The sequence below is a fragment of the Candidatus Pelagibacter communis genome, from assembly GCF_012932795.1.
GTDB classification, from domain to species: domain Bacteria; phylum Pseudomonadota; class Alphaproteobacteria; order Pelagibacterales; family Pelagibacteraceae; genus Pelagibacter; species Pelagibacter ubique_S.
Genome location: NZ_LANA01000002.1, coordinates 160086 through 174477, shown reverse-complemented (window position 1 = coordinate 174477; position 14392 = coordinate 160086). Strand labels below are relative to the sequence as shown.

Annotated in this window: 13 protein-coding genes; 7 read left to right on the top strand and 6 right to left on the bottom strand. The window is 31.0% G+C overall.

What is annotated here, in order from left to right:
- Nucleotides 1-7: 7 nt before the first annotated feature.
- The 3 genes from VP91_RS04930 to VP91_RS04920 are packed head-to-tail and all read right to left on the bottom strand — an operon-like array spanning nucleotide 8 to nucleotide 3868.
- On the bottom strand, nucleotides 8-1387 hold the full coding sequence (locus tag VP91_RS04930) for a class II 3-deoxy-7-phosphoheptulonate synthase (RefSeq protein ID WP_169036346.1): 1380 nt from the start codon (nucleotides 1385-1387) through the stop codon (nucleotides 8-10).
- A gap of 35 nt (nucleotides 1388-1422) precedes the next feature.
- Nucleotides 1423-3243, bottom strand: coding sequence for a glutamine--fructose-6-phosphate transaminase (isomerizing) (gene glmS / locus VP91_RS04925; RefSeq protein ID WP_169036345.1), 1821 nt, complete (start codon nucleotides 3241-3243; stop codon nucleotides 1423-1425).
- Between the two features lies 1 nt (nucleotide 3244).
- On the bottom strand, nucleotides 3245-3868 hold the full coding sequence (locus tag VP91_RS04920) for a DapH/DapD/GlmU-related protein (protein WP_169036344.1): 624 nt from the start codon (nucleotides 3866-3868) through the stop codon (nucleotides 3245-3247).
- A gap of 70 nt (nucleotides 3869-3938) precedes the next feature.
- On the opposite strand from VP91_RS04920, the gene VP91_RS04915 reads away from it, so the two are divergent.
- From VP91_RS04915 to VP91_RS04900, 4 genes are read left to right on the top strand one after another with little or no spacing between them, the layout of a single operon-like run.
- On the top strand, nucleotides 3939-4628 hold the full coding sequence (locus VP91_RS04915; protein ID WP_169036343.1) for an HAD-IA family hydrolase: 690 nt from the start codon (nucleotides 3939-3941) through the stop codon (nucleotides 4626-4628).
- Between the two features lie 50 nt (nucleotides 4629-4678).
- Nucleotides 4679-6181, top strand: coding sequence for an MmgE/PrpD family protein (locus tag VP91_RS06965; protein ID WP_169036342.1), 1503 nt, complete (start codon nucleotides 4679-4681; stop codon nucleotides 6179-6181).
- The gene (prpB, locus tag VP91_RS04905; RefSeq protein WP_169036341.1) at nucleotides 6181-7077 is read left to right on the top strand and encodes a methylisocitrate lyase; all 897 of its coding nucleotides are present in this window, start codon (nucleotides 6181-6183) and stop codon (nucleotides 7075-7077) included. Before VP91_RS06965 ends, prpB begins: the two co-directional genes overlap by 1 nt.
- A complete protein-coding gene (locus VP91_RS04900; RefSeq protein ID WP_169036340.1) occupies nucleotides 7077-8201 on the top strand; it encodes a bifunctional 2-methylcitrate synthase/citrate synthase in 1125 nt (374 codons plus the stop codon). The genes prpB and VP91_RS04900 overlap by 1 nt, the downstream gene beginning before the upstream one ends.
- A 1-nt stretch (nucleotide 8202) precedes the next feature.
- Here the strand turns inward: VP91_RS04900 and VP91_RS04895 are convergent, their stop codons facing one another.
- Genes VP91_RS04895 through VP91_RS04885 form a run of 3 tightly spaced genes read right to left on the bottom strand, consistent with a single transcriptional unit; the run spans nucleotide 8203 to nucleotide 11336 of the window.
- Nucleotides 8203-8376 carry a hypothetical protein gene (locus VP91_RS04895; RefSeq protein WP_169036339.1) on the bottom strand — a complete coding sequence of 58 codons (174 nt, stop codon included), beginning with the start codon at nucleotides 8374-8376 and terminating at the stop codon, nucleotides 8203-8205.
- A 3-nt stretch (nucleotides 8377-8379) separates the two neighbouring features.
- A complete protein-coding gene (locus VP91_RS04890) occupies nucleotides 8380-9393 on the bottom strand; it encodes a ribonucleotide-diphosphate reductase subunit beta (RefSeq protein WP_425305184.1) in 1014 nt (337 codons plus the stop codon).
- A 5-nt stretch (nucleotides 9394-9398) separates the two neighbouring features.
- The gene (locus VP91_RS04885; RefSeq protein WP_169036337.1) at nucleotides 9399-11336 is read right to left on the bottom strand and encodes a ribonucleoside-diphosphate reductase subunit alpha; all 1938 of its coding nucleotides are present in this window, start codon (nucleotides 11334-11336) and stop codon (nucleotides 9399-9401) included.
- A 155-nt stretch (nucleotides 11337-11491) separates the two neighbouring features.
- On the opposite strand from VP91_RS04885, the gene VP91_RS04880 reads away from it, so the two are divergent.
- The 3 genes from VP91_RS04880 to VP91_RS04870 are packed head-to-tail and all read left to right on the top strand — an operon-like array spanning nucleotide 11492 to nucleotide 14392.
- Complete coding sequence (locus VP91_RS04880) at nucleotides 11492-12946, top strand: phosphomannomutase/phosphoglucomutase (RefSeq protein WP_169036336.1); 1455 nt, start codon at nucleotides 11492-11494, stop codon at nucleotides 12944-12946.
- Entirely contained in the window at nucleotides 12930-13211 is a 282-nt protein-coding gene (locus VP91_RS04875) for a hypothetical protein (RefSeq protein ID WP_169036335.1), read from the top strand. The genes VP91_RS04880 and VP91_RS04875 overlap by 17 nt, the downstream gene beginning before the upstream one ends.
- A 38-nt stretch (nucleotides 13212-13249) precedes the next feature.
- Nucleotides 13250-14392: a glycine cleavage T C-terminal barrel domain-containing protein gene (locus VP91_RS04870; RefSeq protein WP_169036334.1), complete on the top strand. Its 1143-nt coding sequence runs from the start codon at nucleotides 13250-13252 to the stop codon at nucleotides 14390-14392.

Here is a 14392-nt window from a genome sequence, read left to right as displayed (position 1 = left end):
CAATTGTTTAAGATGCCGCTTTAATGTTTTTTTTAGAATATGCTGCATTTTTTTTAATTTCATCAGAAATTAAAAAGGCTAACTCTAATGCTTGATTAGCATTAAGTCTTGGGTCACAATGAGTGTGATAACGACTAGATAAGTCTTGATCAGATATTTTCTGAGCACCACCAGTACATTCTGTAACATCTTGACCTGTCATTTCAATATGTAATCCACCTGCATAACTTCCTTCACTTTGATGACATTCAAAAACATTTTTTACTTCTTTAACAACACTATTAAATGGTCTTGTTTTAAACCCAGTTGTGGCTTTAATTGTATTTCCATGACAAGGATCACATGACCATATTACGTTTAAGCCCTCTTTTTTAATTGCTCTAATTAATTTTGGTAAAAATTTAGAAACATTTTCGTGACCGAATCTAGAAATTAAAGTTATTTTACCTTTTTCATTTTTTGGATTAATTTTATTGCAAAGATTTATTAAGTCTTCTGCTTTTAATGTTGGGCCACATTTAATTCCAATAGGGTTTTCGATTCCTCTACAAAACTCAACATGTCCTCCATCTAATTGTCTAGTTCTATCACCTATCCAAACAAAGTGTGATGAAGTATCATGATATTCACCTGAAGTAGAATCTACTCTTGTCATTGCTTGCTCAAATGGAAGTAGTAAAGCCTCATGTGAAGTCCAAAAGTTTACAGTTTTTAATCTTCTATTAAAATCAGAATTAATTCCACAAGCATCCATAAAAGCTAATGCATCTGCTATTCTATCTTCTAGCTCTTTAAATTTTTTAGCTGTTGGACTGTTTTTAATAAAACTTAAGTTCCATGTATGTACTTTTTTAAGGTCAGCAAATCCACCATGAGAAAATGCTCTTATAAGATTAAGAGTTGATGCTGATTGAGAATAGGCTTTAAATAGTCTTTTAGGATCTGGAATCCTTGCTTTTTTATTAAATTCCATTCCATTAATATTGTCACCCAAATAACTAGGTAGCTCAACTCCATCGATATTTTCAATTGGTGAACTTCTCGGTTTGGAAAATTGTCCTGCAATTCTTCCTAATTTAATGACTGGCACCGAAGCCGAATAAGTAAGCACTAGTGACATCTGAAGTATTAACTTAAATGTATCTCTAATGTTGTCAGGATGGAATTCAGCAAAACTTTCTGCACAATCTCCTCCTTGTAAAAGAAAAGCTTTTCCATCAACCACTTCGGCAAGTTGTTCTTTTAAGTGTCTTGTTTCACCAGCAAAAACCAATGGAGGAAAGTCTTTAATTTTATTTAGAACTCCGTCCAATTCTTTTTTATCCGGATATTCCGGAATGTGTTTTACAGGATAATTTCTCCAACTATTTATTTTCCAATTTTTCATATTCAACCTAGGGGTGTTGTAGCAGAGTTTAATTATTATTCAACAGTGACTGATTTTGCTAAATTTCTAGGCTTATCAATATCATAACCTTTTTTAAGAGCTGAATAATAAGCTAATTTTTGTAAAGGAATTGTTAATAAAAATGGAAGCAAATCATCGTTAGTGTTTTCAACTTCAATAGTTTCCCAAATATTTTCAGAAACTACTTCGTCTTTACTTTTATTTGTAATTAATAAAACTTTGGCGCCTCTAGCAATTACTTCCTGCATATTAGAAATCGTTTTTTTATAATAATTATCTCTTGGAGCTAAGATAACAACTGGCATTCCATCTTCAATTAAAGCTAAAGGGCCATGTTTCATCTCACCAGCAGGGTACCCTTCTGCATGAACATAGGCTAATTCCTTCAACTTTAAGGCTCCTTCTAATGCAATTGGATAAGAAAAACCTCTGCCTAAAAACATTGAACCTTTTGCATCTGTAAAAGTGCTCGATACTGTTTGAATTCTACTTTCAGTTAACAATGTTTGTTCAACTAACTTAGGTAATGCTTTTAAATCTTTAACTTTATCGAAATACAAATTTTTATCTAAATTTTTTTTTAAAATTCCTAGTTTTAATACCAAGATATAAAGAACTAGCATTTGACCCATGAAAGCTTTTGTAGAGGCTACACCAATTTCAGGGCCACAATGAATTGGCAAAACAAATTTAGAGTCTCTTGCAATAGAACTTTCTACAACATTAACAACACTGCAAGTTTTCATGTTATTTTTATTGCATAAATCTAAAGCAGCATAAGTGTCTGCTGTTTCACCAGATTGAGAAACAAAAATATATAAATTATCATTCTTAAATCTATTTTTTCGATATCTGAACTCAGATGCAATATCAGTAGTTACATCAAGTGTGGTATTCTCTTCAAACCAATACTTTGCCATTAAACAAGAATGGTAAGCTGTTCCACAGCCAATTAATGTTACTGAAGAAATTTCTTTTATATCCCACGGAAAATTATAAATATTGATGTCGTTATTAATTTTATCAATATATTCATTTATGCAGTTTTTTAGTGTTGTTGGCTGTTCTTCAATTTCTTTAGCCATAAAATGTTTAAAGTCACCTTTGTCATAATCCTGTTCTTTAGAAGATAATTCTAAAACTTTTTTATTAACTTTTAAGCCTTCTTCGTCAAAAAACTCAACCTGGTCTTTTTTTATGATGCAAAATTCTCCATCATCTAAATATGAAATTTTATTAGTCATAGATTTTAAAGCGTAAGAGTCTGACCCTAGATAATTTTCGTTAGGACCATAACCAACTGCAAGTGGTGAGCCTCTTCTTGCACCCACTATAAGATCAGGCTGATCTTTAAAAATTATACCTAGAGCAAAACTTCCATGAAGTTGCTTAAGAGTTTTAATAATTGCATCTTTTAAATTAAGTTCTTTTAAATATTCTGTTATTAAATGAACAATTACCTCCGTATCTGTCTGAGATTTAAATAAATGACCCTTGTTGATTAAATGCTTCTTTAAAATCGTAGAATTTTCAATAATACCATTATGAACTACAGATACACTTTCTGAAGAATGAGGATGTGCATTAATAGTGTTTGGAATTCCATGAGTTGCCCATCTAACGTGACCGATTCCAATTAGACCTGACATTTTTTTAACTGCAAGATTTTTTTCTAAAATATCAACTCTACCTTCTGATTTTGCTTCATTTAGAATTCCCTCTGATAAAGTTGCAATACCTGAAGAGTCATACCCCCTATACTCTAACTTTCTAAGAGAGTTGATGATTGCAGCTGAAACTGGTTTATTGCTAGCTATTCCTATTATCCCACACATATTATTTTAATCTTCTTTTATAGTTTTTAACTTCTATTTGTGAGCTTCTAGTTAAAGCTAAGGACTTTTTTTTAACTTTTTTTGTAATCACTGAGCCAGCTCCAACAGTGCTATCTTTTTCAACAGTAATGGGCGCAACCAATGATGAATTGGAGCCAATAAATACATTGTCTTTAATTTTTGTTTTACTTTTTTTAACACCATCATAATTACAGGTAATTGTACCCGCCCCTACATTTACACTTTTGCCTATTTCACTGTCACCAATATACGACAAATGATTAATTTTTGATTTTTTTCCAATTATACTTTTTTTAACTTCAACAAAATTTCCAATTCTTGATTCATCTTCTAGAATAGTCCCCGGCCTTAATCTTGCATAAGGTCCAACTTCAACTTTATTTTTTATTTTACAATCTTCTAGATGAGAAAATGAGTTTACAATTACATTATTTCCAATTTTAACTTTTGGTCCAATGACAACATAAGGATTAATAGTAACATTTTTTCCAATCTTTGTATCTTTTGAAAAAAAAACAGTTTCTGGTCCAATCATTTTTACACCAGACTTGATAAAAAATTTACGTAGTTTTTCTTGGTCAATATTAGAATTTATTTGTTTCATCTAGAAATATATTTATATTAAGTGTATAGTTAACTTAATTCACAATTTATTTCTTAAAAATACTTTATTAATGACTCAAAATTACACAATTTTATTTGATCTTGATGGAACACTTGTTGATACAGCGCCTGATTTAATGGGGGCACACAACTATGTAATGAAAAAATATGGTTTTCCAACTAAATCAACAGAAGAAATCAGAAAACTAGTAGGTCAAGGTGCTGGTGCATTAATTGGTAGATCTATTTGGGGTCAAGCAAAAAAAGAATATCACAGTGTGACTGATCAAAAAATTAAAGATAAAATGTCTAAAGATTTTGTTGAATATTATGGGAGAAATATTATTAATCAAAGCACTCTCATAAATGGAGTTAAAGAATTTTTAAAATGGTGCAAAGTAAAAAATATTTCTATGGCTGTTTGTACTAACAAACAAGAGCGCCTAGCAATAGATCTTTTAAAAAAAATTGGTATTTATGATTACTTTGAATACGTTGCCGGATCAGATACTTTTGATTATTGCAAACCTGACCCAAGACACATTACAAATATAATTGAAATCTTAGGTGGAGATATTAAAAATTCTTTAATGATTGGAGATAGTGAAACTGATGCAAATGCAGCAAAAGCAGCTTCAATTCCTGTAATCTTGTTGGAAAATGGTTACACAGAAAAAAATACTAATGAAATTTACCATAATCATTTAATAAAAGACTTTATTGGTGTTGAAAAAATAGTTTCTACTTACTTAAAAGATTGATTTAATTTTTTTTCTTATTATTAATAAGTTCATAAAAATTAAGGAGATTTGTGATTTCACATAAAATTAAAGTTTATTCATCTAAAATACATTTACCTAAAAAAAATCAGTTAGCTTGGAAGATTGCTGAGATTGCGTCTGATAATGCAAAATTAAATAAAGATTCAATTGAAATGGTTATCAATAGAATAATTGATAACGCTTCTGTTGCTATTGCCTCTTTAAATAGAAAAGCTGTAACCTCTTCTAGAGAAATGGCATTAAAACACCCAAGAAAAAATGGTGCAACTTTATTTGGAATAGATTCAAAACAAAAATTTGATTGTGAGTGGGCTGCTTGGTCCAATGGAACAGCAGTTAGAGAGCTTGATTTTCATGATACTTTTTTAGCTGCAGATTACAGTCATCCAGGTGACAATATTCCTCCACTGTTAAGTGTTGCACAACAAAATAAAAAAAGTGGTTTAGATCTTTTGAGGGGAATTATTACAGCTTATGAAGTTCAGGTTAACTTGGTAAAAGGTATTTGTCTTCATAAACATAGAATTGATCATATTGCTCATCTAGGACCTAGCGTTGCTGCAGGCTTAGGCACCATGTTAAAATTAAACACTGAAACAATTTATCAGGCTATTCAACAAGCATTACATACAACAATATCAACAAGACAATCTAGAAAAGGTGAAATTTCAAGTTGGAAAGCGTTTGCACCAGCGCATGCAGGTAAGCTTGCCATTGAAGCTGTTGATAGATCTATGAGAGGTGAAGGAGCTCCGAGTCCTATCTATGAAGGTGAGGATAGCGTGATTGCTAGAATTTTAGATGGAAAAAAAGCTTTATACAATGTCCCCCTACCAAAAAAAAAGGAGTCAAAAAAAGCTATCCTTGAGACTTATACTAAAGAGTATTCTGCAGAGTATCAGGCTCAAGCTTTAATCGATATTGCAAAAAAACTAAATACGAAGATAGATAATCTTAATCAGATAAAAAAAATTGACTTATATACAAGTCATCACACTCATTATGTAATTGGTACTGGTGCAAATGATCCTCAAAAAATGGATCCAAATGCAAGTAGAGAAACTTTAGATCATTCAATAATGTATATTTTTGCTGTAGCGCTTGAGGATGCTGATTGGCATCATGTAAAATCTTATACTAAGCAAAGAGCCAATAGAAAAAGTACAATCAAAATATGGAAATCAATTACAACGTATGAAGATAAAAAATGGACTAAAAAATATCACAATCCTAATCCAAAGAATAAATCATTTGGTGCAAAAGTTGTAGTTACTTTAAATAATGGTAAGAAAATTATAGAACAATTAGATAGAGCAGATGCACACCCTTATGGAGCACGTCCATTTAAAAGACAGAATTATATAAATAAGTTCTTAACGTTAACAGATGGTATCTTAGATAAAAAAGAGAGTGCTCGTTTCTTAAAAGTTGTTCAAAATCTTAAAAACTTAAAAGCTGGAGAGTTAAATAAGTTAAATATTCAAGTTAAAAGAAGTCAGATAAAGAAAAATACAAAACAAGGAATTTTTTAGTGCATTTTGTAGATAAAGAGCCCAGTCAAAAAAGAGCTGACTTTGTCAGTAAATTAAAATCAAATAAAATTTTAAGAGTTCCGGGGGCATATAACCCACTAACTGCAAAACTAATTGAAGAAATTGGTTATGACGCTGTTTACGTATCAGGTGGGGTTATGGCTAATGATTTAGGGTTTCCAGATATAGGTTTAACTACCCTTCAAGATGTTAGTACTAGATCTTATTTAATATCTAGAGTTACAAGTTTACCTACAATTGTTGATATTGACACTGGCTTTAAGTCTTGTGCAGAAACTATTAAAACTTTTGAAGAGTTTGGGGTTTCAGCAGTTCACTTAGAAGATCAAGTGGAGAGAAAAAGATGTGGGCACTTAGATAATAAAGAATTAATTTCAACTGAAGCAATGGTTAAAAAAATTAAAGAATGTGTTACAGCTAAGCAAGATAAAAATTTTAAAATTATAGCAAGATCTGATGCTAAAGGTGTTGAAGGAATAGATAAGATGATTGATAGATGTAAGGCATATATTGATGCTGGAGCTGAAATTATCTTTCCAGAAGCTTTACATGATGAGAAAGATTTCGAAAAAGTTAGAAAAGAACTATCATGCTACTTGCTTGCTAATATGACTGAATTTGGAAAATCTAAGTTATTCAATTACAAAGAATTAGAAAATTTTGGATATAATATTGTGATTTATCCAGTAACCACCCAAAGATTAGCCATGAAAAATGTAGAAGATGGTCTTAGAGACATTTTTGTGAGTGGACATCAAAACAACATAATTGATAAAATGCAAACTAGAAAAAGACTTTACGAGTTAGTGGAATATGAAAAATACAATTCGTTAGATGAAAAAATTTATAACTTTAGTACGGAAGGACATGAATAATGAGTGATGATATTAAAAAAGGTTTACTAGGGATAATTGTTGATGAAACTGAAATTTCAAAAGTTATGCCTGAAATTAACTCTCTAACTTATAGGGGTTATGCAGCTCAAGATTTATGTGCAAGATGTGACTTTGAAGAAGTTGCTTACTTGATTTTAAATAAAGAATTACCAAATAAAAAACAGCTAAAAGAATTTAAGAAAGAGTTATCTAAAGAAATAACTTTATCAAAAAACTTAATAGATATTTTAAAAAAAATTCCTAAAAATTCACATCCAATGGATGTTGCAAGAACAGCTGTCAGCGTTATGGGTCTCGAAGACAAAGAAACTAAAGATAACTCACCTAAAGCAAATTTAAGAAAGGCGATTAGAATTCTTGCAAAAACACCTACTGCATTGTCTGCTTTTTATAGACTTAGAAAAGGAAAAAAAACTATATCTCCAAAGAAAAATCTTAGTTTTTCTGAAAACTTTTTCCATATGTGCTTTGGAAAAGTTCCAAATAAAGAAATTGTTAAAGCCTTTGATGTCTCATTAATTTTATACGCTGAACATAGTTTTAACGTGTCCACATTTACAGCAAGAACTATTACGAGTAGCTTGTCTGATATTCATGGGGCAATCACAGGTGCAATAGCAAGTTTAAAAGGTCCTCTTCATGGTGGTGCTAATGAAGAAGTAATGCACATGATGAAGAAAATTAAAAAACCTGAGAATGCTTTAAAATGGATTACTAAAGCTCTTAAAAATAAAGATGTGGTAATGGGATTTGGTCACAGAGTTTACAAAAGTGGTGACTCAAGAGTTCCTACCATGAGAGAATATTTTAAAAGAGTAGCAATCATTAAAAAAGATAAAACATTTGAAAAAATATATGACATTGTTGAAAAAGTAATGATTAAAGAAAAAAATATCTATCCTAATGTAGATTATCCTACTGGTCCTACTTACCATTTGATGGGTTTTGACACTGATTTCTTTACACCAATATTTGTAATTTCAAGAATTACAGGCTGGTCTGCTCATATTATGGAGCAACATGCTGCTAATAAATTAATTAGACCTCTTGCAAGTTATAAAGGCAATAAGCACAGAAAAGTAATACAATTAAATCAAAGATAGTTTAATCTAAATCTAAATCACCACATTGAGTTTTAGTAAAAACACAAGTTGTGTAATGGTGAGTTGTTTTAACATCTTTATAAATACCTCTAACAGTGCCCTCTACAGTTCCTGTTACAGTGTTACAATTTGTTAGAAAAATGAATATAATTAAGATTAAATAATTCGTTTTCACTTTTTAACTAAAGGCTTCGGTCCAAGTTCCTTGAGTTGATGCTTTAGAATATTCAGTAGAACGGCCTTCAAAGAAGTTCATGTGTTCAACTGCATTCAACATAGAATCTAACCAAGTAAGTGGGTTTTTGTCCACATCGTAAATTGGTTCTAAACCAAGTTGAGATAATCTTCTATTAGCAATAAATCTTATGTAAAGTTTCACATCTTGCGCTGTAAGACCTTCCATAGGACCCATTTCAAAAGCTAAATCAATGAAAGCATCTTCATGCTCTATGATTGTTCTACATGCTTTATAAAGTTCTGCTTTTAATTCAGGAGTCCAAATTTCTGGGTTCTCATGAATGAACTCTTTAAACAATCTAATCATAGAATTACAGTGCAACGTTTCATCTCTTACTGACCAAGTAACAATTTGGCCCATCCCTTTCATTTTATTGTGTCTCGGGAAGTTAAGTAAGATTGCAAAACTTGCAAATAATTGTAAACCTTCAGTGAATGCGCTAAATACAGCTACTGTTAATGCAATATCTTTTTTTGAACTCATGTCAAAATTTTGCATGTAGTCATACTTATCTTTCATCTCTTTATATTTCATGAATGCAGAATATTCTGACTCAGGCATTCCAATCGTATCAAGTAAATGAGAGTAAGCAGCTATGTGAACTGTTTCCATTGAAGCAAAAGCAGTCATCATCATTAATACTTCTGTAGGTTTGAATACAGTTGTATAATGTCTTAAATAACAATTTTGCACTTCAACATCAGCTTGAGTAAAAAATCTAAAAATTTGTGTTAATAAATTTTTTTCAGACTGAGTTAAATTTTTCTGCCAATCTCTAACATCATCACCAAGTGGCACTTCTTCTGGTAGCCAATGAATTCTTTGTTGAGTTAACCAAGCATCATAACACCATGGATATCTAAATGGTTTGTAAACTGGGTTTTCAACTAATAGTCCCATTTTTTGTGGTTGAACTATTTTTTCTTTTGGTGGTTGGATAATTTTAGTATTCATTTTCTCTACTGACATGATAGGCACTCCTCGTATTCTGGTTGTTCAGTTGTTTGTGGTTTTGATTTGTAAACGTTCGCAGTAACGTCTGTTGCTTTAGTGTCATTAACATTTTCTGCACGTTGAATTGATTTTGATCTACAGTAGTAAAGACTCTTTAAGCCTTTTTTCCAAGCATCAAAATGAATTTTATGTAGTTCTCTTTTGTGAATATCTGCTGGTACAAAAAGGTTAATTGATTGAGCTTGAGATATATAAGGCGTTCTATCTCCACTTAATTCAATAATCCATTTTTGATCAAGTTCAAATGCTGTTTTAAAAACATCTTTTTCTAAATCAGTCAAAAAATCTAAATGTGAAACAGAGCCCTGGTTTGTAGTGATTTCAGACCAAACTTCATCTGTATTTTTTCTATGTTTTTCTAATAATTCAACCAAATATCTATTTCTAACATTAAAAGATCCTGAAAGAGTTTTATGAGTATAGCTGTTAGCTGCAACTGGCTCTACTCCTGGTGAAGCTCCACCACAGATAATAGAAATAGAAGCTGTTGGTGCAATCGCAGTTTTGTTTGAAAACCTTTCATTATAGCCATAATCAGCAGCATCTGGACAAGCTCCTCTTTCGTCTGCTAAATCTTTTGAGGCTTGATCAACATGTTCTTGAATGTGTTTGAATATCTTTTTATTCCAAGCTTTACTCATAACAGATTCAAGGGGAATACTATGTTTCTGTAAGTAAGAATGGAAACCCATAACACCTAAACCAACACTTCTTTCTTTTTCTGCAGAATATTTTGCATCATCAAATTGTTCTGGAGCTCTTGCAATAAAATCAGTTAATACATTATCTAAAAATCTCATAACATCATTAATCATAACGTTGTCATCTTTCCATTCATCATACTTTTCTAAGTTTAAAGATGATAAACAACAAACAGCAGTTCTATCTCTTCCATTTTTATCTATTCCAGTAGGTAGAGTTATTTCACTACAAAGGTTAGAAGTTTTAACAGTTAAATTAGCAAGTTTGTGATGTTGTGGAATTTGTCTGTTAACTGTATCGATATAAATAATATAAGGTTCACCTGTTTCAATTCTTGCAGTTAACAATCTAATCCATAAATTTCTTGCAGAGATAGTTTGTTGCACAGTTCCATCAGCAGGACTTTTTAGTGCCCATTGTCCATCTGTTTCAACAGCTCTCATAAATGCATCAGATACTAAAACACCATGATGAAGGTTTAGGGCTTTTCTATTTGGATCTCCACCAGTAGGTCTTCTCATTTCAATAAACTCTTCAATTTCAGGATGCTCAATTGGAAGATAACAAGCAGCAGATCCTCTTCTTAATGAACCTTGGCTAATTGCCATTGTTAACGAGTCCATAACTTTAATAAATGGAATTATTCCTGAAGTCTTTCCAACTTTACCAATTTTTTCTCCTATAGATCTAAGGTTTCCCCAGTAACTTCCTATTCCACCACCCTTAGCAGCTAACCAAACGTTCTCACTCCATAGATCAAGTATTCCATTTAAGCTGTCTGATGCTTCATTTAAAAAACATGAAATTGGTAAGCCTCTTTTGGTTCCACCATTTGATAAAACTGGAGTTGCTGGCATAAACCATAAGTTGCTAATGTAGTTATAAATTCTTTGTGCGTGTAAATTGTCATCTGCATATGAACTTGCAACTCGTGCAAATAAATCTTGAAAAGATTCGTTGTGACCTAAGTATCTATCTTTTAAAGTTGCCTTACCAAAGTCTGTTAATTTAGAATCTCTTGATCTATCAATTTTAATAATTATGCCTTTTTCATTTTGAAAAAGTTCTGTGTCATTGCTAAGTGAAAATAAATCTGGTCCTTTATTTTTTGAAAGCTCACTATTATTTGGGCTATATTCGGAGACAGCTTTCTTGAGTGCTTGTGATAGAATTTTGTTCATATTTTAAGTTTTATTATGTTTTTTTTGCAAAACAACTACATGTTGTATGCTAAAAGCATTGATACACCATATAAATCATTAATCAACAGAACATTTATAGAACATATAAAAAAAATATCAATAAAAAAATAAAATGAATGTAAGAAAGGTTAACAATGACAACAAATTTAAAAATAGATCCATATGGCTTCAGAGAGTATGACGCGAGGTGGTTGTATGAGAAGGATATAAATAGAATCGGAATAGAGAATCTGGGCAAAGGTTTGGGTACTCAAATTATAAAACACACAAAAAAAACTAATCCAAGAGTAATTGTCGGTCATGATTATAGATCTTACAGTGAAGAAATAAAAACAGCTCTTAAAAAAGGACTTCTTTCAACAGGATGTAATATTGAAGACATAGGTTTGTCACTATCCCCTACTGTATATTTTGCACAATTTAATTTAAATGCTGATGCTGTTGCAATGGTAACTGCTAGTCACAATGAAAATGGTTGGACTGGAGTTAAAATGGGTATCAAAAAAGGATTAACTCATGCACCAGAAGAGATGAAAGAATTAAAAGAAATTACTTTAAATGAAAATTTTATAAAAGGTAAAGGAAGTGAAAAACAAATAGAAGGTTTTCAACAAATTTATAAAGATGATTTAATAAATAAAAACAAAATCAAAAAGAAAATTAAAGCAGTTGTTGCATGTGGTAATGGTACAGCTGGAATATTTGCACCTGAAATTTTAAAAGGAATTGGTTGTGAGGTAATAGAGTTAGATTGTAATCTTGATTGGACTTTTCCAAAATATAATCCAAATCCAGAAGATTTAGAGATGTTACATGCAATAGCAAAAGCTGTAAAAGATAATAATGCTGATATTGGTTTTGGATTTGATGGAGATGGTGATCGAGTTGGTGTAATTGATAATATGGGGAACGAAATATTTTCAGATAAGATTGGATTATTGATTGCAAGAAATTTATCAGAAACCCATAAAGGTTCAAAGTTTGTTGTAGACGTTAAATCAACAGGTTTGTATGCAACAGATAAGGTTTTAAAAAGTAGTAATTGTAAAACTATTTACTGGAAGACAGGTCACTCACACATCAAAAGAAAAGTTAATACTGAAAAAGCATTAGCAGGATTTGAAAAAAGTGGTCACTTCTTCTTTAATCAACCTTTAGGGTATGGCTATGATGATGGGATTAATTCAGCAATTCATGTTTGTCATCTACTAGATAATAAAGATCAAACAATGAATGAAATTATCAATGAATTACCTAACACATTTCAAACACCTACCATGGCACCTTTTTGCAAAGATGAAGAAAAATATCAAGTTGTTGAAGATCTGGTAAAAAAAGTTTTGGAAATTAAAGATAGTAAAATTAAAATTGACAATCAAGAAATTAAAGAAATACTAACAGTTAATGGAATTAGATTTTCTTTTAAGGATGGTTCGTGGGGATTAATTAGAGCTTCATCTAATAAACCATCTTTAGTCATTGTAACTGAAAGTCCGACTTCAAATGAAAGAAAGAAAAAAATCTTTGATTTTATTGATGATCTACTCCACAAAACTGGGAAAGTAGGTGAGTATGATCAAAAAATATAAATATTTGCTAATAATTATCTTTTTTATAAGCTCTAAAGGTCAAGCTCTAAGCCCAGAATTTGAAAAAGAATTATATATTGGGTGTTACAGTAATTCAAAAGGATACATTGGACCTGATGGAGCAAAAGTCTATTGCAGTTGTACAGTTGACAAATTAAGTGAAAAATTTACGGACGATCAAATAAATGAAATCTTCAAAATGAAACCTGAAGAAATAATGAAGGCTACTGAATTCGCAACAATTGAGTGTGAAAACAATAAATAAAGCTTTAATTAAAACTAGAATTTTAATACAAATTTTATATGCAAGATAAAAAAAATTTTGGTTTTGGAACTCAAATAAGAAAATCTCCTTACTTTAATTCAACTGTTAAATGGGGTGTAACAGGTTTTTCTGTTTATAACCATATGTACATTCCACGGGATTTTGGATGCCCAGAACAAAACTTCTGGAATTTAGTTAATGAAGCAATTTTATGTGATGTTGCTGTTGAACGACAAGTTGAAATTACAGGACCAGATGCAGCAAAATTTGTGCAACTCTTGACACCACGAGATCTTTCAAAACTTTCAGTTGGTCAATGTAAATATGTATTAATTGTAAACAATGAAGGCGGAATTTTAAATGATCCTGTTTTATTAAGATTAAAAGAAAATCATTTTTGGTTATCACTTGCAGATAGTGATATTTTATTATGGGCACAAGGTGTTGCTGTAAATTCCAAATTAGATGTCAAAATTTGTGAACCTGATGTCTCTCCTCTTCAATTGCAAGGGCCTAACTCTGGTAAAATTATGGAAGCTTTATTTGGTAAGAGTATTATTGATCTTAAGTATTATTGGTTTCGTGAATTAGACCTTGATGGAATTCCATTAATTGTATCTCGTACAGGGTGGTCAAGTGAATTAGGTTATGAACTTTATCTTAGAGATGGTTCTATGGGTGATAAACTTTGGGAAAAAATAATGGTAGCTGGTAAAAAATTTGGAATTAAACCAGGACATACATCATCAATAAGACGTATTGAAGGTGGAATGTTATCCTATCATGCAGATGCAGATATCAACACAAATCCTTATGAGGTTGGTCTAGGTCGATTAGTTAATTTAGATATTGATGCAAACTTTGTTGGTAAAAAAGCTTTAAACTTAATTAATGTTAATGGTATCAAACGAAAACAAGTCGGTGTTGTTTTAAATTGTGAACCTTTAACAAGACCTAATACAACTTTTTGGGAAGTTACCAAAAATGAAAATGTTGTTGGTAAAATTACTTCAGCTGTTTATTCACCAAGATTAAAAAAAAATATAGCTCTAGCAATGATCTCAATTGAACAATCAGAGTTAAATAATGAACTTGATGTTAAAATTAATGATAAATTAGTTAAGGCAACCATTGTTGAAAAACCTTTTTATGACCCACAAAAAAAAATAGCTTCTGCTTAG

Excerpts from the sequence above, each read along its gene's own strand:
- VP91_RS04930 (WP_169036346.1), bottom strand. The coding sequence starts at position 1,387 with ATGAAAAATTGGAAAATAAATAGTTGGAGAAATTATCCTGTAAAACAC.
- glmS (WP_169036345.1), bottom strand. The coding sequence starts at position 3,243 with ATGTGTGGGATAATAGGAATAGCTAGCAATAAACCAGTTTCAGCTGCA.
- VP91_RS04920 (WP_169036344.1), bottom strand. The coding sequence starts at position 3,868 with ATGAAACAAATAAATTCTAATATTGACCAAGAAAAACTACGTAAATTT.
- VP91_RS04915 (WP_169036343.1), top strand. The coding sequence starts at position 3,939 with ATGACTCAAAATTACACAATTTTATTTGATCTTGATGGAACACTTGTT.
- VP91_RS04900 (WP_169036340.1), top strand. The coding sequence starts at position 7,077 with ATGAGTGATGATATTAAAAAAGGTTTACTAGGGATAATTGTTGATGAA.
- VP91_RS04890 (WP_425305184.1), bottom strand. The coding sequence starts at position 9,393 with ATGAATACTAAAATTATCCAACCACCAAAAGAAAAAATAGTTCAACCA.
- VP91_RS04885 (WP_169036337.1), bottom strand. The coding sequence starts at position 11,336 with ATGAACAAAATTCTATCACAAGCACTCAAGAAAGCTGTCTCCGAATAT.
- VP91_RS04880 (WP_169036336.1), top strand. The coding sequence starts at position 11,492 with ATGACAACAAATTTAAAAATAGATCCATATGGCTTCAGAGAGTATGAC.
- VP91_RS04875 (WP_169036335.1), top strand. The coding sequence starts at position 12,930 with ATGATCAAAAAATATAAATATTTGCTAATAATTATCTTTTTTATAAGC.
- VP91_RS04870 (WP_169036334.1), top strand. The coding sequence starts at position 13,250 with ATGCAAGATAAAAAAAATTTTGGTTTTGGAACTCAAATAAGAAAATCT.